Origin of the sequence: Corallococcus aberystwythensis (assembly GCF_003612165.1) — a bacterium.
Lineage (GTDB): Bacteria > Myxococcota > Myxococcia > Myxococcales > Myxococcaceae > Corallococcus > Corallococcus aberystwythensis.
Genome location: NZ_RAWK01000030.1, coordinates 1 through 16,939 on the forward strand (window position 1 = coordinate 1; position 16,939 = coordinate 16,939).

The following is a 16,939-nucleotide window of genomic DNA, read 5'->3' on the forward strand; positions in this document are numbered from 1 at the left end:
GCCCTGCCCACCCTGCGCGCCGAGCTGTCCTCCACCTTCCACGACGCCCGGGTGCGTCACATGGTGGCCCTGGGCCGCAAGGCCCGGACGGACCCGGAAGCGCAGGCGTTGCTGGACGCGCTGGCCCGGGGAGACGCCTTCGAGCGCAGGCTGGCCCTGGCGGCCCAGTTCACGCGGCTCGACGGCGAGGCGGTGCTGAAGGCCACGGCGGACGAGTCCTTCCGCGTGCGCGCGCTGGCGTTCGAGCTGGTGTCGCTGGCCTGTGACGATGCCCAGGCGCTGGAGGCGCTGCGGATGGCGCACGGCATGCGCCGCGAGCAGGCCGTCATCCACCAGCTGCGCAAGCGGAAGCGGCACGCCGTCATCGACGCGTTCCTGGACGGTCTGGCGGAGCGCGGCGAGCACGCCACCTTCGCGGACACGGTGCCCCTGGCCTCCGACGCGGGCCTGCGCCGGCACCTGGCCCGGGCGCTGGAGCGCCCCAGCTACCGGTTCTGGGCGCGGCTGGCGCGGCATGCACCGGCGGTGCTGGGCGAGGTGCTGCTGGAGCGGCTGCGCGCGGTGCCCGGCGAGCCGGATCCCGTGACGCGGCAGCACCTGGGCTGGGGACTGGCGTGGCTGGCGGAGCGGACGCCCGACGTCGCGGAGACGCTGCTGGGCCTGCTGCTGGAGCGGGGCATTCCCCCGGACGAGCACGCCGTGCGGACGCTGGTGCGCCAGCGCCCGGTGCGCATGGTGGCGCTCCTGCGTCAGCATCCCCCCGCGTTCCTCCCCCACCTGCTGTTCACGAAGGTCCTGGCGTCGCTGGACGCCGGGTCCCTGACCTGGATTGCCCAGCGAGACCCCACGCTGCTGGGCCGCGCGGAGGACGTGATCAAGGAGCTGCCGGAGTCCCTGCATCTGACGCTCACCGAGGCCTGGGCCGCGTCCGTGGAGCGGGCGCCCGCGTGGGGCACGGCGCTCATCGCCCGCATCGCGGACCCGGCCTTGCGCGAGAGCGTCTACGCGCGCTGGACCGTGGGGGCGCGCAACCGCGACGGCGTCATTCCGCTGGACTACCTGCGGCACCTGCCGGTGGACCTTCGCGAGCGTGAGGCACGCCGTCACCTGAACGAGGTGGTGGCGCTGGGCACCCGCGCCGAAGCGCGAATCGCCTACGCGCGCCACCTGCCCTGGGATGAGGCGCTGGGCGTGCTGCGGGGCGCGCTGGGACACCCGGACGCGGCGATGCGTGGCGAGACGCTGGCCGCGCTGTTGGCGCTGCCCGGCCTGCGTCCGGACGAGCCCGCGTGGGTGGCCCCCGCGCTGGCGGTGGTGCTGGCCCGGAAGAACGAACAGGACCCGGTGCGCGGCGTGATGCTGCAGGCGCTGGCCTCGTGGCCCCGGCGGATGTGGCGCGCCGAGCACACCGAGGCCCTGGGCCGGATGCTGCGCGACGCCCTGGACGCCGCGGACCTGTCGATGGGCACGGCGCAGGCGGCGGAGCGGCTGCTGGTGCGGGCCTTCGGCGCGGACCCGGCGTGGGGCGCGCAGTGGCTGGGCACCTTCCTCAAGGAGCGCGGGCGCATCCAGGACGCAGGGCTGGGCCACCGGTTGACGGACGACGAGGTGCGCCGGGCCGCGCCGTACCTGCTGACGCTGGCGAAGAGCTGGGCGGAGCGCGAGCGCGGCGGTCCCCTGCTCCAGCTTGCGGCGAGCCTGGGCAAGCGCGCGGCGCTGGTGCCCGGCCTGTCGGACTGGCTCGTCTCCGTGCGGGACGCGGCGCCCGACAAGCGGCTGGCGCTGGCGCTGACGGCGTGGCTGTCGAAGGAAGACCGGACGCGCTTCGAGTCGACGCTCGCGGCCACCCTGCGGCGCTGGCGGGACCGCGGCTGGGACGACGAGGTGGTGGCGTTGGCGGTGGCCGAGAAGCGCGGACTTCCCCTGCACCGGGAGCTGGTGGAGGAGCTGGAGCGCGTGGCGCTGCGGCTGGGCAAGCCGTCCGGGAACGCGCTGTGGGTGCTGCGCTACCGCGCGGTGAAGGACTTCGACCGGATGCTGCCCGCGCTGCTCAAGCGCGACGAGAGCGCCATCGCCATCCCCGTGGTGCGCGAGTTCCTGCACCGGCGGCGGCAGGACCTGCTGGGGCCGTACCTCAACGCGCCGGTCATCACCGGTCAGTTCGCCACGGGGGCGACGCACTGGATATTGCCGTTCGACTCCGGGTTCTTCCGGTGGACGGTGGAGCAGAACCGGGCGTATTCGAGCGCGCTCACGCGGCTGTGCGAGGACCTGGAGCGGGACACGCCCACGCTGCTGGCGGCGGTGACGCGGATGGCGGCGCTGGACTGGGCGCCCATGGACGCGCTCCTCGCGCTGGCGGACGACAAGCGGCCCGCGGTGCAGGAACGGGCGCTTCGGGTGATGGCGCGGTGCGACCAGGGCCAGGGCGTGCCCACGCTGCTGCGGTGCCTGGAGGATTCGCGCGCGCGCATCGCTATCTACGGGCTGCGCCGCGCGTTCAACGGCATGCCGGTGACGCGGGTGTTGTCGCTGCTGGCGGAGGTGCCGCTGACCAAGGTCACGGTGGCGAAGGAGGTGGTGCGCCTGCTGGGCGAGCTGCGCTCGGACGCGGGCTATGCGCGGCTGCTGGAGCTGGACGCGAAGCCCCTGCACCGGGACGTGCGCATCGCGCTCCTGCGCGCGCTGTGGGACCACCTGGACCGCGAGCCCACGTGGGCAGTGTTCGAGCGCGCCGTCTCCGGCGAGGACGCCATCATGGCGTCGCGCGTAGGGGACATTCCGGCGGACCGGCTGACGGAAGGCCTGGATGCGCGGCTGTCCGCGCTGCTCGCGAAGGTGCTGGCGCGGCCGGAGCCGGATGCGCGCATCGACCTGCTGCGGCGCGCGGCGTGGCTGCCGGTGAAGGACCGCGAGCGGGTGTTCCTCTCCGCCTGCGGCGCGCGGCTGGCCTCGCCCTATGACGACGAGGTGCGCGCGGCGATGGGGGCGCTGGTCTACAGGGCCGACGAGCGCGACGTGGCGCTGATGGAGCGGATGCTGGCGGCGGTGATGGAGGACCGGCGCGCGCTGAGCGTGGCGATGGACGCCCTGCTCCAGCCCCGGGAACGGATGCGGCCCGTGCCGCTGCAGACGGTGCAGGGGCTGGTGACGGGGCTTCTCACGAAGGACCCGTGCCTGGCGACGCTGCGCGTGCGCTGCGCGGTGGTGGCCCTGTCGCCGCTGGCCTTCGCGAGCCACCTGGACGCGATGGGGAGAGCGGGATGGCTCCACGCGGACGCGCTGATGGCGGCCCAGGTGGCGGTGTCGAACCTGCCGCTGGAGGCGATGACGGTGATGGGCTTGCGGCTGGCGGTCAGCCCCAGTCCGGAGACGCGGCGTGTGGCCCTGCACTGCCTGGTGCGCGATGCGGCGGATGGACGCGGCTGGACGGAGGAGCGGCTGGCGAAGCTCGCAGAGTTCCAGCGCGATGAGTCACCGCTCGTGGCCGGCGCCGCGCAGTTCGTGTTCCCGCCCCGGGAGATGGTGAAGGCCCCGGAGCAGGAGTAGGCCCGGGCGGGAAGGCAAGCCACATCCCGCCCGACGCGGTCGTCCCAACCGGTCCGACTGTCGGACCAGTTCAAACGGCCCGGCTGGCGCGGGCGCCCTCCCTGACCGGAGTCTTTCCAACTGGTCCGACTGTCGGACCAGTTCAAGCGGCCCAGCTGGCGCGGGCGCCCTTCCTGACCGGAGTCTTCTCAACTGGTCCGACTGTCGGACCAGCTCAAACCGCCCGGCTGGCGCGGGCGCCCTCCCTGACCGGAGTCTTCCCAACTGGTCCGACTGTCGGACCAGTTCAAGCGGTGCGCCGCGGACGGGGCATCCCCTTGGGTTCTCTCTTTCTCATCCCCGGGGACAGCCCGTATGTCCGGGAGCACGGCCCGGCCCCGTGAGGCTCAGTTCAGCGAGCGTACCGGCGCCATCCACGGGGCACCCCGCTCCGCCTCGTTCGCGTATTGCTCCAGTTGTACGGCGCGATGGGCCACGGTGTGTTCGGCCAGGACCCTCGCGCGGGCTCGCATGCCCAGCTGATGCCGGTCCGCTTCCGGCATCGCGAGCAGATAGCGCAGCACGTCCCGCTCCGTGCGGGCGACCATCACCTCTTCGCCCAGCGCGAAGACGTCCTCCAGGCCCGGCCAGGGGTCGCAGATGAGCGCCGCCCCACAGGCCGCGGCCTCGAACAGGTTCGCGCCCGGCGTGTGCTCCGCCTGGGAGAGGGCCAGCGTGAAGCGCTGCGCACCAAGGCAGGCCGCGCGCGCTCGGTGCGAAGGCGCGGGGTGCCTCGCCACGTTGGCAGGCCAGGCGTCATCCACCGCCGACAACGTCCCATTGAGGATGAAGCGGCCCTCGGGCCAACCGCGCGCGGCTCCGAGCAGCCATTGCTTGAGCACTCCCCGCCGCTCCGCGGACAACAGCCCCAGGTGCCCCAGGTCCCAGCGCGCCCTCCCGCTTCCTGGCGCGAAGTGCTCCGCGTCCACACCGGGCAGGAACATGCGCGCCCGGGCCACGCCCCACTCGCGCTCCACTTGCCGGGGCACCGGGCCACCGCTGGAGCAGAGATAGAGCCGGTAGCCCATGAACAGCTCCGGCGTCATGCAGCCGGGGTCCTCGCGAAGCGCATGCCGCGCCAGCGTCCGGGGCGTGTCCCGGTCCCAGAACACGGTGAGCCCGCCCGCAGTGTTCGTGGCCCAGCGGCTCACGTCCGCGACCTGCGGCACGTCCGCGTCCACCAGCACCAGGTCCGCGCGGCGCACCCTTGAATGAAAGCGTTCGTGCAGGTCCGCGAGGTCCAGGTACGTCGCGACGGTGGATGACTCCTCCCGCCCCGTGCCGGAGGCCGCGCGCTCCAGGACGAGGACCGCGTGTCCTCGCCGCCGGAGCGCCTGCGCGAGCTGCCTCGGAGCCGTGCCGGCCTGCGACTCCTCGGTGATGGGCCGGCATGCGGGCCCCAGGAAGACGATGTCCATCCACTCGGGCCTCCTCACGCCCCCAGCCCGGCGGATGGAGGAAGTCCCGCGCGCGGCGAGTCCCAGGGCTATCGCTTCGGGGCTCGGGCGGACAAGCAGCCGAGCGCCGTGCCGCGTGAACTCCTCAACGGCGCGGCCGGCGTTCAGCCCACGCGTGCCACGGCGACGTCCGCGAGTGGACCGTGCCCCTGTCCCGGAAGCCAGGGACCCGCATCCGCGGGCGCGGCTACTTCGTCGCGGGCTCGGCCTTGGTGGGCGGCGTGTTCCCCGCCGGAGCCGCCGCGGGCTTCGCGCCAGCGCCCTTGCGCAGGGGACACGCGACGATGGCGCCCGTGGGGTCGATGGCGTCCTTGCCCTCGTCCACCTTGAGCACCTTGCGGTCCTCGCCCACGACGAACGTGTAGCGCTTGGACACCGTCACCACCGGCATCTTCACGTCATACGCGCCCACGACCTTGCCGTCGGGGTCCGGGATGAACGCGAAGGGCGCCTTCAGCTCCGCCTTGAAGCGCGCCAGCGTCTCCGCGTCGTCCGTGGAGAAGGCCAGCACCTGGCCCTGCACCTGCTCGATGTCCTTGTAGCGGTCGCGGTACGCGGTCAGCTCCTTCGTGCAGCCGCCGGTGAACGCCTTGGGGAAGAAGGCCACGATGACGGGCCCCTTCTTCACCATCTCCGACAGCGTGTGGGTCGTCCCCGCGGTGTCCTTCACCGTGAAGTCCGGGGCGGTTTCACCCACCTGGGGAATCGCTGCGCTGAGCCATCCGACGACGAGCAGGGAGTTGAGCATGCCCGGGACTTAACGGGCCCCGGACACCGCGACAAGCCCCGCTCCCCGGGTTCCAGGCGCCACGCCCTACGACGAAGCCATGCGAGCCCACACGGCGGCGGCGGCCTCGCGCGACTGCTCGGCCACCACGGTGGGGTTCACCGACAGCGGCCTGCGCGCCCAGACGCGCCACACGCCGTCCACCATCACCGCCTCCACGTGGCGGCTGCCCAGCCCGTGCACCACGTGCCACGCCAGCGTCTCCGCCGTCAGCGGCGTGGGCGACAGGTAGTCCAGCACCAGCAGGTCCGCGAGCGCGCCCTCGCGCATGGGGCCGATGGCCGCCTCGAACACCTGCGACGCCAGCCGGTGGCCGTTGGCCAGGTAGCGCAGCACGTCGATGGGCTGCCCCGCCTCGCGCGAGCGCAGGTACGCCGCCTGCGCCTCCGCGAACATGTCCGGCGACGTGCCGTCCGTGCCCAGCGACGCGCGCGCGCCGAACTTCAGCGCGGGCGCGTAGCCCACCTCCAGGCCCTGGTTGGAGCGCGGCGTGTGGAGCAGCCACGTCCCCGTGGCCAGCACCTGCGCCAGGTCCGCCCACGCCAGGTGGCCCGCGTGCGCCGCCATCGCGCGGGGCGACAGCAGGTTGCTGGTGAGCAGCCGCGTCACCGGCGGGTTGCCGTGGCGCTCGGTGGACAGCCGCTCGTCCAGCGGGTCCTCCGCGAGCGGGAAGTGCAGCCCGGTGCCGGTGGTGTTGAGCGCCTCGCCCAGGCCCTGGAGCGCATCGTCGCCCAGCGTGAAGCAGGGGCCCGCGCCCACCTGTCCGCGGAAGCGGCCCCGGGCCTTGCGCGCGAAGCTGACCGTCTCCTCCAGCCCCTCTTCCCGGCCCACCGCGCCCATGCGGTCCGTCACCGCGTAGGACAGCACGCCGCGCACGCCCACCTCATGGAGCCCGCGCGCCGAGCGCAACAGCGAGCCCGTGACCGCCTTGGGCGAGGCGTGCAAATCGAACAGGGTGGTGGTGCCGCACTGGATGGACTCCAGGCCGCCCGCCGTGGCGGCCACCTGCACCGCGTCCAGGTCCAGCGCGTTCTCGAAGGGCCAGCGCACCTGTTCCAGCAGGGCCTGGTAGGACTGCGGCGGCGGACGGACCAGGCCGCGAGACAGCACGCTCGCGAGCCGGTGGTGGGCGTTGACGAGCCCCGGGAAGACGAGCTTGCCGGACAGCGCGACCACCTCGTCGTCGGGGCCGGGCGCCAGGTCCTCGCCCCGCGCCACGATGCGCTCACCCTCGATGCGCAGGTCCACCCGCTCCACGGACGCGGGCTCCAGCTCGACGACGAAACCACCCTTGAGGACGGTGCCCAACATCCCTCCTTGCATCCGCGACGGTACGCGAGGTTCGTGAAGGCGGCCCCCTCCCCTTAGGGGTCACGCTTTGAGGCGGGGGAGGTTAGCACTCCCGCGCCGTCCTCCGTCATCGGGTCCACACATCCCTGCACCCACACCCGTCGTCCCGGCCCGCCAGACACGGTGGGCATGCCCCGGGCCTCCGGAGGGACGGTTGGGGACAGGCAGGCAGGCGGCCCGTCAGGACGTTGGGCGCCGGGGGCGCGGGCCCGTAGACTGCCACCACCTTGGTGTCGAGACCCGGCGTTTCCTGGGCAGGCCGCTACCGCTTGAGCGCGCGCATCGCGACGGGCGGCATGGCGGAGGTGTATCTGGCGCGCGCCATCACCCCGGACGGACAGCGCGGCCCGGCCGTGGCGGTGAAGCGGCTGATGCCGCACCTGGTCGCGGACCGGCGCATCGTGCAGATGTTCCTCAACGAGGCGCGCATCACCGCGCAGGTGCGCCATCCGCACGTGGTGTCCATCCTGGAGCTGGGCATGGAGGGCGGAGAGCCCTTCATCGCCATGGAGCTCCTGGAGGGGCGCTCGTTCGCGGAGGTACGGCAGGAGGCCGCCGAGCGCGGCCAGCGCGTTCCGTTGGGCATCACCCTGCGCGTATTGGTGGACGCGTGCCGGGGGCTGGACGCCGCGCACCGCGCCGTGGACGAGGCGGGACGGCCGCTGAAGATCGTCCACCGCGACTTCACGCCGGACAACATCCACGTCGGGGTGAACGGCGCGGTGAAGGTCATCGACTTCGGCATCGCGAAGGCGGACGCGTTGGGGGCGGGGACGGAGCCCGGGACGCTGAAGGGGAAGTTCTTCTACATGTCGCCGGAGATGATCGCCGGCCGCAGCGTGGACCACCGCGCGGACCTGTTCGCCGCGGGGGTGATGCTCTACGAGCAGCTGTGCGGCCGGAGGCCCTTCACCGGCATGTCCACCGAAGAGGTGCTCACGCGCATCTCGGAGGGAAGGCCGAAGCCGCCCACCGCGTTCGACCCGTCGGTGCCGCAGGCGCTGGAGGCGGTGTGCCTCATGGCGCTGGCGAAGGACCCCGAGGCGCGCTTCGACAGCCTGCAGACGTTCATCGCCGCCATCGAGATGCTGGGCGGCCCCGCGGAGGTCGCCTCGCCGGCGCAGGTGGCCGCGTACCTGGATGCGTTGTTCCCGCCGGACAGCGACCCCAAGCGGCTGGCGCTGCGCCAGGCGAGGCTCGCGGATCCGTCCAATTCGGGAGCGAATGGGACACCGGGCGTGGCCGTGCTGCCGCCGTTCGGGGTGCAGGGCATTCCGCCCTGGCCCGTGCCTCCGCCGGTCGCGGCGGCTCCGGGGGGCGCCCGGCCCCTGCCGCCCCTGGGCACCCACACCGTGTCGCTGCGCGCCCGGCCTGTGATGTCCAGTGGCACCGACGGCGCGGCGCCGGGTAGCGCGGTCGGCCCCATGCCGTCCGGTGGCTTCAACACCGTGACCCCGGGCGACGCGGCCGGTCCGCTATCGCCGGGGACTTCTGCCGCATCCCCGGGCAAGACGGCGGATGGCGCCGCGCACGGCGGAGTTCCGGCCGGCGCACGGGACAAGGCGCCCCGGTCCCGCCGGGCCCTGGCCATCATCGTGGGAGTGCTCGCGCTGGGCGGACTGGGCGCGGGGGCCACGTGGTACCTGCGGCGCCCGGACGTGCCGCCTCCCGCGCGCATCGCCGCCGCCGAGGCCGCCACGTCAGCGGAGGCGAAGGTGTCCGCGCTGGACGGGCTGGGCAAGGACGTCCGCGCCACGGCGCCAGAGCTGGCTCGCGCGGGCACGCTGCTGTTGAACGCGGGCGCCCACTCGCAGGCCCTGTCGCTGGCGGAGGCGTACACCTCGCGCTTCCCGAAGGAGGCGGAGGCGCACCTGCTCGCCGCGCGCGCCGCCACCGAGCTGCGCATGGGCAAGCGCGCGGAACGCGCCATCGACGAGGCCACCACCCTGGCCCCCAAGGACATCCGCGTGCCGCTGGCCCTGGCCGACCTGCGGGCCCGCCAGGGGGATGTGCCGGGGGCGCTGACCGCGCTCGCGAAGGCGTACGCGCAGGCGCCGGGCTCCAGACAGGTCGCGCCCCGCTACGGACAGCTCCTGTCACAAGGTGGACGGCTGGATGAGGCCGCCACCGTGCTGTCCGCCTGGACGCGCCAGCACGACGACGCCGAGTCCCTGGCGGAGCTGGGCTTCGTGCGCTTCCGCCAGGAGAAGCTGGAGGACGCCGCCGCGCTGCTCAAGCGCGCGCAGAAGAAGGCCCCCACGCTCGCGGTGGCCCACTCCTACCTGGGCGCCGTCCTCTTCCGGCAGGGAGACCTCCGCGGCGCCGAGCGCGAGTACCGCGAGGCCGAGCGGCTGGCCCCGGAGGACCCGCGCGCCCTCACCGCGCGTTGCCAACTTCACGTCCACGAGGGCGACACCGCCGGGGTGGCAGACGTGAAACGTACGCTGGCGGAAAGGTTCCCGGACCGGGCGCAGGCGCTGGCGGCGGAGTGCGGCACGGGGGGCTAGCTTCCACCCCATGCGCCTTCGCTTCCTCGCTCTCGCCGCGTCCAGCCTGCTGCTGACCGCCACCGCATGCGCCTCCAAGGAGTACGGCGACTCCCCATCCGACGACGAGGTGGAGGTCCCGAATCCCGAGGCCGGGGACATCCCGCTTCCGGACCGGACCGCCTGCGCGAGCCTCACCGTCACGGCGGGCACCTACGACTGGAACGTCGACCACCAGGGCCGCTCGCGCCTCTACCGCGTGCACGTCCCCACCGGCTACGACCCCACGAAGCCCATGCCCGTGGTGTTCAGCTTCCACGGCTTCGGCTCCAACGAGGTGGAGCAGGAGCAGCTGAGCAACTTCTCCGCGCTGGCGGACGCCGAGGGCTTCATCGCGGTGTACCCGCGCGGCATCAACGTGCCGGAGCTCTACGGCCAGGGCGACCCGGACACCCGCAGCTGGAACGGCGTGGCCTGCTGTGGCCCGGCGCAGATCAACCAGGCGGTGAACGACGTGAGCTTCGTGGACCGGATGCTCCAGGACCTGGGCACCCGCGTGTGCATGGACCCGCGCCGCATCTTCGCCAGCGGCTTCTCCAACGGAGCCTTCCTCGCCTACCGGCTGGCCTGCGAGCGCGCCCAGCGCATCGCCGCCATCGCCCCCGTCGCGGGCATGCTGGGTCTGCCGGACTGCAACCCGTCGCGGCCGGTGCCCGTGCTCCACTTCCACGGCACCGCGGACGAAGCCATCTACTACGACGGCGGCACGAACCTCACCGCCGTCGGAGGCACGCCCTACCCGTCCGCGCCGGAGTCCGTGCGCCGCTTCGCCGAGCGCAACGGCTGCACGGGCGCCCAGCAGCAGACGTATCAGCAGGGCAACAGCACCTGCGTGGCGTATACGGGCTGCCAGCCGGAGAGCGCCACCGCGAGCCTGTGCACCGTCACTGGCGGCAAGCACTCGTGGCCCGGCCAGACCCAGTACAATGACGGCACGCCGGACCTGAATGCGTCGCTGGAGATGTGGCGCTTCTTCCAGGCGCATCCCCGCCCCTGAAGGAGACCCCACGCTGGCCCGCGCCCTCATCATCAACGCCGATGACCTGGGCTACGACCCGGGCATCACCCGGGGCATCCTCCAGGCCATGCGCGAGGGCGTCGTCTCCTCCGCCACCCTCCTGGTGAACGCGCCGGACTCCGGGGACGCCGCGAGGCAGGCCCGGGGACTCGCCATCGGGTTGCACCTGAACCTGGACCGGGGCCCTCCCGTGGCCCCCGGCTTCCCGCGCGAGTGGTGCACCGGGGACGGGGGCCTTGCTGGCTCCCGCGTGGCCGGACTTCCCGCGGACGTGGTGGAGGCGGAGGCGCTCGCGCAGCTGGAGCACCTGGAGCGGCTCCTGGGCCAGGCCGCCACCCACCTGGACGTGCACAAGCACCTGCACCGGCATCCCCAGGTCCTGGAGGGACTGTCGCGCGTCGCGCGTCGCGCGGGCCTTCCGGTGCGCTCCATCGACGCGGGCATGCGCGCCGCGCTCAAGGCCCGGGGCGTGGCCACGAACGACCACTTCGTGGGCGAGTCCGGCGAGTCCGCGTACTGGACGCCGGAGCGCTTCTCCGAGGCCCTGGCGGCGCTGCCTGGCGAAGGCGTCACGGAGTGGATGTGTCACCCGGGCCACCTGCCCGAAGCCGTCACCACCCGCTACGCCGCGCAGCGCGAGGTGGAGCGGGCCACCTTCGTCGACGCCCGCTCGCGCGAGTCATTGGAAGAGGCGGGAGTGCGCCCCACGGACTTCCGCGTCCTCAAGCTCACGCGGGCGTGACGAGCGGAAGCTCCGACTCCACGGGCGTCAGCGTCCGGCGCTTCTCGCGCGTCAGCACATTGCGCACCCCCGCGAGCAGCTCCTCCGGCCGGTACTGCCTGGGGCACATCGCGGTGTTCTCCTGCGCCCACCACGGCCGCGCATCCCCCGCCAGCAGGATGGGCACCGGCCGCGCGCGAGGCAGCGTGGCGAAGGTCTCCAGGAAGCTGCCCACCGCGGACTGCGTGGCGCTCGTGGACAGGACGATGAGGTCCACGGGCAGGTGTGTCGCCCTGCGCAGGGCCTCCGCGCCGCTCTGCACGGTGAAGACCTCGAAGCCCTCGGCCCGGAGCGTGCGCTCCGCCGTGGCCTCCTGGTGCGAGTCCTCGTCCAGCACCAGCACGCGCCGGGGCAGCCGCCGCACCTCGTGCGCGGGCATGCGCGGCAGGTCCAGCATGAACGTGGAGCCCTCGCCCTCGCGGCTGCGCAGCGCCAGCGCGCCGCCGTGCATCTTCACGATGGAGTGGCTGATGAACAGCCCCAGCCCCAGCCCGCCGAAGTTGCGGTGCGACACGTTGCGCGCCCGGTAGAAGCGCTGGAACACCAGCGCCTGATCCGCGCCCGGAATCCCGATGCCGTGGTCCTGCACCTGGATGCGCGCCGACTCCGCCGTGCGCCCCACCCTCACGGAGATGGGCGCCCCCGCCGGGCTGTACTTGTGCGCGTTCTCCAGCAGGTTCACCAGCACCTGCTCCAGCCGGTCCCTGTCGCCCAGGATCCAGACGCCGTCGTGCGGGACATCCACCGTGAAGGGGCGCTCGAAGGCATGACGGAAGTGGTCCACCACCTCCGCCACCAGCTGCCCCACCTCCAGCGGCGACGAGTCCAGCGCCAGCCGGCCCAGCTCCAGGCGGCTTGCGTCCAGCAGGTCCTCCACCAGCCCCGCCAGCCGGTCCACCTGCCGCTTGGCCTTGAGCACGCTTGCGAGCGACACCGGCTGCCCGGAGGCGATGCGGCGCTCCATGGAGAACAGGCCCAGCTTCAGCGGCGTGAGCGGCGTCTTCAGCTCGTGCGACGCGATGGACATGAACTCCTCGCGCACGCGCAGGGCGGACTGGGCCTCGCGAAGCAGGCGCGCGTTCTCCACCGCCACCGCCAGCTGGCTGGCCGCCGCGCTCCACATCTCCAGCTCGCGCACGGAGAACGAAGCGCCCTGTTCCTTGTAGATGAGCAGCAGCCCCACCGTGCGGCGCGGCGCGCACAGCGGCACCGCCGCGAACACGGCGCCCACCGTGTCGCCGTAGCCGCGCTGGATGCCCAGCTGCGGCTGGCGCAGGGCCAGGGCCTGCCGGTAGGGGTCCTCCGACGGGTCGAACACGTCCTGGGGCGCGTCCAGGCCCTCCAGGTCCGACACCGCCATGCGCTTGAGCGTCGCGTCGTCCTCCTCGTAGAGGAACACCTCCGCGCGCCGCACCTGCGCACAGCGCACCAGCGACACCACGGCCGCCGAGCAGACGCGGTCCACCTCCAGGGACTCACCCACCGCGCGGGCAATCTCCCGCACGGCCTGTGAAAACGCGCCCTCGTCGTCCACGCCGGACGGCTCCATCACCAGCCACGCCCCGGCCGAGCCGTCCGTGTGGGTGGGCTTCACCTGCACTCGCACCTGGCGGAGCGCGCGGGTGATGACGTGGCCGGAGTGCGCCCGCCGCTCGCGGATGGCGCGCTCCAGGGCGTCCAGGCTGCGGCCCGGCTCCAGGGCCTCCAGCAGGGTGTTCCCCGGAGCGAGCGTCACGCCCGTCTTGACCGCGAAGCCCTCCTCGCACCATTGGACGCGAAGGTCGGGCCCCACACGCAGGAGCGCTTGGGGCAGGCACGAGAGGACATCCTCGACGTCGTTGGGTGGCAGCATGGATGGGGGCGATGCAGGGGTCGCCGGAGGGAGATAGGAATCCCCGAGCATGATCGCCAACCACCCCCGGACGTTCTCCTGTCCCGGAGGGCCCTGGCGCGTTGGAACCCGAACAGAGCCCGCGCCGGGCAGACAGGGGGGCGACGTCCTGGAGGGCGGTGACACGCGCCGAACGTGTGCTACACGACAGCGCATGTCCTCTCAGCCGTCCAAGGAAATCCAGACCTTCCCCAACCCCGCCGCCGATCGCGACTACGAGATCGCCTTCGACGTGCCGGAGTTCACCTGCCTGTGCCCGCTGACGGGCCAGCCGGACTTCGCGCGCTTCACCATCAAGTACGTGCCGGATCAACTCTGCGTGGAGTTGAAGAGCCTGAAGCTCTACATGTGGTCCTACCGCAACGAGGGCGCCTTCCACGAGAAGGTGACCAACACCATCGCGGACGACATCATCAAGGCCATCCAGCCGCGCAAGCTCACGGTGGTGGGGGACTTCTTCGTGCGCGGCGGCATCGGGACCATCGTCACCGTGTCGCACGACAAGAAGAAGCAGGCCTGAGCCCCGTGCCTCAGCGGGTGAGCTGCTCCAGGAGCGGCGCCCACTGGGACTGGGAGAGGTAGAGGCCGGTGCCGGCGGCGACCGCGCCCGCGGTGAGCGCGGCCAGGACCCACCGGCTCTTGCCAGGCGCGCGCGCGGGCTTCTTCGCGGCGAAGACGTCCAGCACGCCCAGCTCCTGCTGGGTGAGGTGGGCCAGGGCCTCGGTCTCGGTGAGCTTCTCGCGGTAGCGCAGGAAGGCCACGAGCAGCGCGGGATGGGACACGCGCACCTCGTGGGCGAGGAACAGGTCCAGTTCGCGGCGCATGGCCGCGGCATCCGGGAAGCGGGCCTCCGGCTTCACCGACAGCGCGCGCTTCACGATGCGCGCGAGCGGTGGCGGCACGTGCGGGGCCACCTTCTGGATCGGCGTGAACTTGCCGTCGCGGATGCGGGCGAAGACCTCGCCAGCCGTCTTGCCCACGAAGGGGCGCACGCCGGTGAGGGCCTCATAGAGGAGCACGCCCAGGGAGAAGATGTCGGTCCTCGCGTCGAGCGGTGCGCCGGTCACCTGCTCCGGGGACATGTACGACGGCGTGCCCACGGCCATGCCCTGCTGGGTGAGGGCTTCGAGGCTGACGTCCTTGGCGATGCCGAAGTCCATGAGCTTCACCTCACCGGACTTGGTGAGCATGACGTTCGCGGGCTTGAGGTCGCGGTGGATGATGCGGCGGAAGTGGGCGTGGTCCAGCGCGCTGGCGATGCGCGCGGTGATGACGGCGGCGACGTCCGGCGGGAGCGGGCCGTCCTTGATGAGGCCATGGAGGGTGGGGCCGTCCACGAACTCCATGACCATGAAGAGGCTGTCGTTCTTCTCCACCAGGTCATAGAGGGTGACGATGTTCTGGTGGCGGAAGGCGGCGAGCGCCAGGGCCTCGCGGCGGAAGCGGGACAGGGCCTCCTGGTCGCGCTGGCCTTCAGGGAGCAGCTCCTTGATGGCGACCTCGCGTTGAAGCAGCTCATGCAGGCCGCGGTACACGAGCGCCATGCCGCCCCGGCCCAGCTCGCCGAGCACGCGGCAGGCGCCAATCTTGCGGTGACGAACTCTCTCACTCTTATCGGCGGCGGCGACGGTCACGGGACCGCAGGGTACCGATTCACGTCTCATGCGTCGATGGGCTCTCCGTGGCGGGATGGGTTCGCACAGGTGTGATGGAAAGGCGCGGTGTCGCTGTCTCACGCCAGGGTGCCTACCTGCCGAGCGTGGACTGGCAGGATGGGGACATGGGCCTGGGACGCTGGACGGATTGGCTGTGGGTGTTCGTGGCGGTGGGGTTGGGCGGCTGCGCGGGGCCGAGGCAGGGCGCGTACGCGCAGCGGGGCTACGACTCGGTGACGAACACCTGCCGGACGCAGCCGGCGCTGTGCACCGGGGCGGAGTCGGTGCTCCCGGGAGTCCGCGCGGCGGAGGTGGCGGTGGTGGTCGCCGGGGCCCGGGCGATGCTGGACGAGGACACGAAGCGGTCGGTGGAGTCCGTGCTGAAGGAGTGCGCGGAACAGGCGCGGTCAGCGGTGCTGCTTCGCGAGCACGAGGGGCGAAGCCCCACGCCTGAGCAATGCAAGGAGCAGGTGCGCAACGAGCAGGGTGAGTCCGTCAGCCGTGCGATCTGGCTGGGGAACCAGATGCATGCCGTGGCGCTGGAGTGTGTTGAGCGGAAGTTTGACTCGATGATGCCGGGCCGATTCAGCATTGAGCCGACCTACCGGTTCGACCGGCGTACGGGCACCAGCACACTCCTCAGTAAAAAAGAGGTCCAGTTGCTCAAGCAGCCCCGTTTCCGGCATGAACTGAAGGGCACGCTGACGCCAGATTTCGTCATCCACACGGGTGATCCGCTACAAGTCAGTGTCGTCTACGACTTCAAGTTCCCCTGTACGAACGTCTCGGAGCCACCTGGATGGCGCTCAGGAGGTTCTTCATTGAGCGGACCGACCCAGAAAGAAAGCTATATGCAGGCATTCCGACTGGGCACCAGGCAGGTCCTTCGCGTCGTCCCCAGACTTGGAATTTTCGAATGACGCACTCAATCCCACACGTCCGCCTTTACGTGAACGGCGACTTCGATGAGAAGCTGCTCATCGTGCGAGATGGACTCCAGATCTGTCTCTTCCTGCCGCATGCACATGAAACATTGAAGCCCCACATCCAGCGGGCTCTCGACATCTACCTCCATGCCATTGGAAGGGAGTCCCTGAGTTTCTATGTGGACCCCGACGGTCAGTGGCAGTCCCTCGACGCGGCGGGATGGGATTTCATCCAACAGGAACTCCATGAGGAGTTCGGCAGTCGGGTCCACATGGTGGGGTCTTCCGCCCCAGGTGAATCCACGACGCGTCATCGATTCCGGTTCCAGTACGTGGGACGCCTCGAAGACTCCTACTGGCCGGACTCCATCAGCGCCCTGCTAATGACTTTCCCGACGAAGTTCCTGGAAGCACAGGGGCCCGAGCGTTTTCGAGCGCTGGCGCTCGAGATTGTGGGTTCACTGCCCTTCGGCTCGGGCCATGCAGGCCTTTCATTCAACGGCGTGCCCCAGGCGTCTGTCGTCCGTGACGAGATGAAGGCACTGAGCTCCCGTTATCCGGCCATGGACGTGATCAGCCTGGACGATGTGGCCCGGGACCTGGGCACCCGCGTGCGCGCCCCGGCCTGGATGAACTTCCTGGGCCCGCCCGTGCTCAACGAACTGGGCGGCATCGATGCCCTGCGCACCAAGCTGCACTCGCCAGACACCACCGTGCAGGCATTGGGCCCAGACCGCGCTGTCGTCACGCTGGGCCCCTATCCAGAAGCAGGTGACACCGAGCAGGGACAGACATTGCCCGCCTACCGGGAGTTCGCGCGCGTGCTCGAACCCTGGCTGTACCAGTCGTCATCCCCCGAGCAACGCCGTTTCCTCGACTGAGCGCTCCGCCTCCCGTTCCCCTCCGCCCTGCACCACCCCGCGTGCGTTCCCATGCTTCT

Annotated in this window: 12 protein-coding genes; 7 read left to right on the top strand and 5 right to left on the bottom strand. The window is 71.7% G+C overall.

What is annotated here, in order from left to right; genetic code table 11:
• On the top strand, nt 1-3,549 hold a 3,549-nt coding region (locus tag D7W81_RS06845), incomplete at its 5' end, for a hypothetical protein (RefSeq protein ID WP_244227017.1).
• Between the two features lie 386 nt (nt 3,550-3,935).
• Here the strand turns inward: D7W81_RS06845 and D7W81_RS06850 are convergent.
• From D7W81_RS06850 to D7W81_RS06860, 3 genes are all read right to left on the bottom strand, one after another.
• Nucleotides 3,936-5,006 carry a CgeB family protein gene (locus D7W81_RS06850; protein WP_120554518.1) on the bottom strand — a complete coding sequence of 357 codons (1,071 nt, stop codon included), beginning with the start codon at nt 5,004-5,006 and terminating at the stop codon, nt 3,936-3,938.
• A gap of 226 nt (nt 5,007-5,232) precedes the next feature.
• Nucleotides 5,233-5,793, bottom strand: coding sequence for a peroxiredoxin (locus tag D7W81_RS06855; protein WP_120554519.1), 561 nt, complete (start codon nt 5,791-5,793; stop codon nt 5,233-5,235).
• Nucleotides 5,794-5,859: 66 nt separating this feature from the next.
• Complete coding sequence (locus D7W81_RS06860; protein ID WP_120554554.1) at nt 5,860-7,140, bottom strand: amidohydrolase family protein; 1,281 nt, start codon at nt 7,138-7,140, stop codon at nt 5,860-5,862.
• Nucleotides 7,141-7,478: 338 nt separating this feature from the next.
• On the opposite strand from D7W81_RS06860, the gene D7W81_RS06865 reads away from it, so the two are divergent.
• The 3 genes from D7W81_RS06865 to D7W81_RS06875 are packed head-to-tail and all read left to right on the top strand — an operon-like array spanning nt 7,479 to nt 11,488.
• Nucleotides 7,479-9,689: a serine/threonine-protein kinase gene (locus D7W81_RS06865; protein ID WP_120554555.1), complete on the top strand. Its 2,211-nt coding sequence runs from the start codon at nt 7,479-7,481 to the stop codon at nt 9,687-9,689.
• A gap of 10 nt (nt 9,690-9,699) precedes the next feature.
• Nucleotides 9,700-10,725: a CE1 family esterase gene (locus tag D7W81_RS06870; protein WP_120554520.1), complete on the top strand. Its 1,026-nt coding sequence runs from the start codon at nt 9,700-9,702 to the stop codon at nt 10,723-10,725.
• Entirely contained in the window at nt 10,676-11,488 is an 813-nt protein-coding gene (locus D7W81_RS06875) for a carbohydrate deacetylase (protein WP_120554521.1), read from the top strand. The genes D7W81_RS06870 and D7W81_RS06875 overlap by 50 nt, the downstream gene beginning before the upstream one ends.
• On the opposite strand, the gene D7W81_RS06880 is transcribed toward D7W81_RS06875, so the two are convergent.
• Nucleotides 11,475-13,379 carry an ATP-binding protein gene (locus tag D7W81_RS06880; RefSeq protein WP_120554522.1) on the bottom strand — a complete coding sequence of 635 codons (1,905 nt, stop codon included), beginning with the start codon at nt 13,377-13,379 and terminating at the stop codon, nt 11,475-11,477. The genes D7W81_RS06875 and D7W81_RS06880 overlap by 14 nt on opposite strands.
• A gap of 193 nt (nt 13,380-13,572) precedes the next feature.
• Between D7W81_RS06880 and queF the strand changes: the two genes are divergently transcribed.
• Nucleotides 13,573-13,938, top strand: coding sequence for a preQ(1) synthase (gene queF, locus D7W81_RS06885; RefSeq protein ID WP_120554523.1), 366 nt, complete (start codon nt 13,573-13,575; stop codon nt 13,936-13,938).
• Nucleotides 13,939-13,948: 10 nt separating this feature from the next.
• On the opposite strand, the gene D7W81_RS06890 is transcribed toward queF, so the two are convergent.
• Nucleotides 13,949-14,962 (bottom strand): serine/threonine-protein kinase, encoded by a 1,014-nt coding sequence (locus D7W81_RS06890; protein WP_438503350.1) that lies wholly within the window; start codon nt 14,960-14,962, stop codon nt 13,949-13,951.
• Nucleotides 14,963-15,198: 236 nt separating this feature from the next.
• On the opposite strand from D7W81_RS06890, the gene D7W81_RS42265 reads away from it, so the two are divergent.
• Nucleotides 15,199-15,993: a hypothetical protein gene (locus tag D7W81_RS42265; RefSeq protein WP_158621474.1), complete on the top strand. Its 795-nt coding sequence runs from the start codon at nt 15,199-15,201 to the stop codon at nt 15,991-15,993.
• Nucleotides 15,990-16,880: a DUF3396 domain-containing protein gene (locus tag D7W81_RS06900; RefSeq protein WP_158621476.1), complete on the top strand. Its 891-nt coding sequence runs from the start codon at nt 15,990-15,992 to the stop codon at nt 16,878-16,880. The genes D7W81_RS42265 and D7W81_RS06900 overlap by 4 nt, the downstream gene beginning before the upstream one ends.
• Nucleotides 16,881-16,939 lie beyond the last annotated feature (59 nt).

What these genes read in the sequence shown, in the direction of transcription:
- D7W81_RS06880 (WP_120554522.1), bottom strand. Translation starts at nt 13,379, where the DNA reads ATGCTGCCACCCAACGACGTCGAGGATGTCCTCTCGTGCCTGCCCCAA.
- D7W81_RS42265 (WP_158621474.1), top strand. Translation starts at nt 15,199, where the DNA reads ATGGGCCTGGGACGCTGGACGGATTGGCTGTGGGTGTTCGTGGCGGTG.
- queF (WP_120554523.1), top strand. Translation starts at nt 13,573, where the DNA reads ATGTCCTCTCAGCCGTCCAAGGAAATCCAGACCTTCCCCAACCCCGCC.
- D7W81_RS06875 (WP_120554521.1), top strand. Translation starts at nt 10,676, where the DNA reads ATGCGTCGCTGGAGATGTGGCGCTTCTTCCAGGCGCATCCCCGCCCCT.
- D7W81_RS06855 (WP_120554519.1), bottom strand. Translation starts at nt 5,793, where the DNA reads ATGCTCAACTCCCTGCTCGTCGTCGGATGGCTCAGCGCAGCGATTCCC.
- D7W81_RS06870 (WP_120554520.1), top strand. Translation starts at nt 9,700, where the DNA reads ATGCGCCTTCGCTTCCTCGCTCTCGCCGCGTCCAGCCTGCTGCTGACC.
- D7W81_RS06850 (WP_120554518.1), bottom strand. Translation starts at nt 5,006, where the DNA reads ATGGACATCGTCTTCCTGGGGCCCGCATGCCGGCCCATCACCGAGGAG.
- D7W81_RS06900 (WP_158621476.1), top strand. Translation starts at nt 15,990, where the DNA reads ATGACGCACTCAATCCCACACGTCCGCCTTTACGTGAACGGCGACTTC.
- D7W81_RS06890 (WP_438503350.1), bottom strand. Translation starts at nt 14,962, where the DNA reads ATGGCGCTCGTGTACCGCGGCCTGCATGAGCTGCTTCAACGCGAGGTC.
- D7W81_RS06865 (WP_120554555.1), top strand. Translation starts at nt 7,479, where the DNA reads ATGGCGGAGGTGTATCTGGCGCGCGCCATCACCCCGGACGGACAGCGC.